This window comes from Mycobacterium sp. E3298, assembly GCF_001666895.1.
Classification (GTDB): domain Bacteria; phylum Actinomycetota; class Actinomycetes; order Mycobacteriales; family Mycobacteriaceae; genus Mycobacterium.
Map to the genome: position 1 here is coordinate 1 of NZ_LZJB01000333.1, position 3800 is coordinate 3800.

General features: G+C 70.2%; 1 protein-coding gene and 1 pseudogene. One reads left to right on the top strand and one right to left on the bottom strand.

All coding sequences use genetic code 11. The annotated features are described in order from the left end of the window. The coding region (locus A9X05_RS15590) for a beta-ketoacyl reductase (protein ID WP_231978396.1) at nt 1-1707 on the bottom strand (1707 nt) is incomplete at its 3' end. 79 nt (nt 1708-1786) lie between these two features. Here A9X05_RS15590 and A9X05_RS15595 point away from each other — a divergent pair. Next, a pseudogene (locus A9X05_RS15595) lies at nt 1787-3700 on the top strand (type I polyketide synthase); the annotation flags it as partial. Between the last annotated feature and the right edge of the window lie 100 nt (nt 3701-3800).

Consider the following 3800-nt stretch of genomic DNA (forward strand, 5'->3'; position numbering starts at 1 on the left):
AATGGACTCCCTGATGAGCGTCACGCTGCAGCGCGCGTTGTCGGACAGTCTCGGTGAATTCCTGCCGGCTTCGGTGAGTTCGTCGTAGACGTCGGAGGCGGGTTCGGCATCCGGTTCGGCGAGTTCGGGCAGCATCGTCGCCAAGTAGTCGGTGAGGCTGTACACGGTCGGGTAGTCGAAGATCACCGAAGCCGGCAGGAATTCACCGAGACTGTCCGACAACGCGCGCTGCAGCGTGACGCTCATCAGGGAGTCCATTCCGAGCTGGAAGAAGCCGATCGAGGGATCCAGCGACTCGCTGGGTGGTAGCCCCATCACCCCGGCCGCCAGCAACCCGACGTGGTCCAGCAGCATGTCGTGGCGGCGTTCGGGCGGGCACTTACTCAGGCCGACGCGCAATTCGCTTGCGGGCATGGCGGTTTCGCCGGGCACCGGAAGCAGGTCGTCGACGATGTGCAGCGCGCCGCGGGTGCGGTAGGCGGCCGCGAGCAGTGGCCAATCCGCTTCTACCACAATGGAATGCACGCCTGCGGCGGGGCTCATGGCCCGCGGCAGAGCGCCGATGGCGACCTCGTCGTTCATGGGCACCAGCCCCGAACCCATGCTGACCTGGCCGAATTGGTGCTCGGCGTCGGACAGGGATTTCCACAGTCCCCAGTTGACCGTCGTCGCCGACAATCCCATCACGTGCCGCGCGTACGCCAGGGCGTCCAGGTAGCCGCTGGTGGCGGTGTAGTGGGCCAGCCACCGCGAACCGGTGAGGCCGGAGATGGAGGAGAACACCACGAAGTGGCGCACCGGTGTCTCCAGCGTCAGGCGGTGCAGCAGCGCCGCGGCGTCGAGCTTGGGCGCGAACATCGCCGTGACGTCGTCGTTGGTCATCTCGCTGAGCAGGACCGGCTGGCCGGCGAATGCCGCCAGGTAGACGCCCTCCAGCGGTGGCAGGTCGGCGCCGAACCGGTCGAACAGTTCTCTCATCGCGGTTTCGTCGGTGGCGTCGGCGGCGACTGTGACGAGGGTGGTTCCCGCCGCGGCGAGGCCGTCGGCGAGCTCGCGCAACCGCTGGCCGGGGTTGCGCGACACCGCGACGATGGTCCCGGCGCCCATCCGGGCGAGTTCACGGATCAGGTGTGGGCCGATGTTTCCGGTGGCGCCGATGACCAGTTGGCTGGCGGCGGTGTCCAGCGTCACCGGTTCGGTGGGCAGCGTATGAGCGTGCAGCCGGGGCACGTGCCGCACGCCGTTGCGGTAGACGACCTGGTCCTCTCCGTCCGCCCCGGTGGTCTCGTCGAGCACCAGGCGCGTCAGCACCTGTGCGGGCACCGAGCCGTCCAGATCGATGATGCCGCCCCAGATTTCGGGGTGTTCGAGTGCGAGGGTGCGTCCCAGGCCCCACAGCGCCCCGTGTGCGGGGTTGGCGCGGTCGCCCTCGGTGGTCGGTTGGCCGTTGCGGGTGACGATGAACAGCTTCGCTGGCGTGGCGGCGGCCGCCATGGCCGCGGTGAGCCGGCGGGTGTGGTGGAACAGCTGATAGGCGACCGCGACCGACGTTCCGGAGGCGGGCGGCGCGTAGAGCACGCGGTCGACACCGTTGAGCGCCCCGTGCAGTGCCTCTTCGTCGGCGAGGGCGCCGGACTCCAGGCCCTCGATGCCGATTTGGGACCCGGCGACGCGGTCCAGTTCGCCGGTCAGCTCGGTGTCGCCCACGACCAGCCATCGACCGCCGCCGGGTGGCGGAGCATCGGGGAGCGGTCGCACGGGCCAGGCAACCCCATAGGACCAGTCATCGATCGGGGTGCCGTTGCCCCTTCGCGCAGAGCGGGTGTCCGTCGCAGCGCGGGGACTGTTGGGCCGCAACGCCGGTGGGGCGGCGGACGCGATGTCGATCCAGTGGCGGGTGTGGTGCCAGGGGGTGGTGGTGCTCAAGCGGCTGACCGACGCGGTGCGCGACGGCGATCGAGTGCTGGCCGTGGTGCGGGGTTCGGCGGTCAACCAGGACGGGCGCTCCAACGGCATCACCGCGCCCAACACGGCCGCCCAATGCGATGTGATCGCCGACGCGTTGCGGTCGGCCGACATCGCACCGGAAAGCGTCAACTACGTGGAGGCCCACGGAACGGGGACGGCGCTCGGGGATCCGATCGAATTCGAAGCGCTGGCAGCCACTTACGGGCGCGGCCCGGGCTCGTGCGCGCTCGGCGCGGTGAAGACCAACATCGGCCACCTGGAGGCGGCGTCCGGGGTGGCCGGGTTCATCAAGGCGGTGCTGGCGGTGCAGCGCGGGCAGATCCCGCCGAACCTGCACTTCTCGCAGTGGAATCCGGCGATCGACGCGTCGTCGACCCGGCTCTTCGTGCCCGTCGAGAACATCGAATGGCCGTCCGATGCGGGTCCTCGCCGGGCGGCGGTGTCGTCGTTCGGTCTCGGCGGGACGAACGCGCACGCCATCGTCGAGCAGGGCCCTGGGTTGGCGCCGGTCGACGACGCCGGCCCCGACGGCGGGGTGTCGACGTTGGTGGTGTCGGGTAAGACGGCGCGGCGGGTGGCGGCGACGGCGTCGGTGCTGGCCGAGTGGATGCAGGGTGGCGGGGCCGGGGTCGCCCTCGGCGATGTGGCGCACACCCTCAACCATCACCGGGCCCGGCAGGCGCGATTTGGCACGGTGGTCGCCCGCGACCGTGCCCAGGCGGTGGCCGGGCTGCGGGCACTGGGGGGTGGCCAGCACGCCCCCGGGGTGGTGTTGCCCCGCGAGGGCGCGGTCGGGCCGGGCACGGTGTTCGTCTACTCCGGGCGCGGGTCGCAGTGGGCCGGCATGGGCCGCCTGCTGCTGGCCGACGAGCCGGCCTTCGCCGCGGCGGTCGACGAGTTGGAGCCCGATTTCGTTGCCCAGGCCGGGTTTTCGCTGCGCGAGGTGATCGCCACCGGCAGCGAACTGGTCGGCATCGAACAGATCCAGCTGGGCCTGATCGGCATGCAGCTGGCGCTGACCGCGCTGTGGCGCGCCCACGGCATCACCCCCGACCTGGTCATCGGCCACTCCATGGGCGAAGTCGCCGCCGCCGTGGTGGCCGGTGCGCTCACGCCCGCCCAGGGATTGCGGGTGACCGCGACGCGATCGCGGTTGATGGCCCCGCTGTCCGGGCACGGCGGCATGGCCCTGCTGGAGCTCGACGCGCCCGCCACCGAGGCGCTGATCGCCGAGCACCCCGAAATCACCCTGGGCATCTACAACTCCCCCCGCCAAACCGTCATCGCCGGACCCACCGACCAGATCGATCAGCTCATCGCCGAGGTCCGCGCCCACAACCGGTTCGCCAGCCGGGTCAACATCGAAGTCTCCCCGCACAACCCGGCCATGGACCCCCTGCAACCCCCGATGCGCGCGGAACTGGCCGACCTGACCCCCCAACCGCCACGCATCCCGATCATCTCCACCACCTACCCCGACCTCGACACCCGCCCGGTCTTCGACGCCGACCACTGGGCCACCAACATGCGCAACCCCGTCCACTTCCACCAAGCCATCGCCCACGCCGGCACCGACCACCACACCTTCATCGAAATCAGCGCACACCCCCTGCTCACCCAAGCCGTACTCGACACCCTGGGGGAAGGAAAGCCGGCCACCAGCTATCTGAGTCTCGGTACCCTGCAACGCGATACCGACGACACCATCACCTTCCGCACCAACCTCCACACCGTGCGGGCACCGAGCCGTCCAGATCGATGATGCCGCCCCAGATTTCGGGGTGTTCGAGTGCGAGGGTGCGTCCCAGGCCCCACAGCGCCCCGTGTGCGGG